Here is a 752-nt window from a genome sequence, read left to right on the forward strand (position 1 = left end):
GGCTTTACTGGCTCGGCTGGTAATGTCGTCATAACTCAACAAGGCGGTGGATTGTGGACAGATGGTCGCTACTACATTCAAGCAGAAGAACAATTACATGGAACAGGGTTAGACCTTTTCAAAGCGCGTCAGCCGGAAACCCCCACCATTCCTAAATGGCTTGCGAATACCCTCGACGAAAACAGCGCGATTGCCGTGGATGGACGCTCGATCAGCTACGCATTTTACCAAGAACTTAAACAAGCGCTTGAGCCAAAGAACATCGAGATTGTTCTCGACCTCGATCTGATAACGCCAATCTGGACTGACCGCCCGAGCAGACCGAGCGCAGAAATTTTTGACCATCCGGTTGCGTTTTCTGGTGTAGAAACCAAACAAAAACTCGCAGATATTCGTAAATGGCTCAATGAAAACCATGCGGACTGTTTATTGGTTTCAACCCTTGACGATGTGATGTGGACACTGAATATTCGTGGCGGTGACACGCTTTACTGCCCGGTTTCAGAATCCTACCTTATTGTCGAGCGAGACCGCGCGACGGCGTTCATCGATAAACAAAAGTTACCAGCCGAGATAGAGAAGAAGCTGACTGCGCAAGGTGTGAGCGTTCGTCACTACGAGTACGTCAGTCAGTATTTGAATCAGCAATGTGAAGGCTTGTCGCTTGCTTTTAGCCCGGTTTATACCGACAGCTTGTTGGTTAACTCCATTGAGCAGAACCTTTCACTAAAGCCAATGCCTTGCCCGGTCAC

Annotated in this window: 1 protein-coding gene; it reads left to right on the forward strand. The window is 48.7% G+C overall.

What is annotated here, in order from left to right; translation table 11 throughout:
• A partial coding sequence (locus R8O11_RS27160; RefSeq protein ID WP_318194869.1) for an aminopeptidase P family N-terminal domain-containing protein occupies positions 1-752 on the forward strand: 752 nt, incomplete at both ends.

This window comes from Vibrio sp. 1288, from assembly GCF_033344475.1.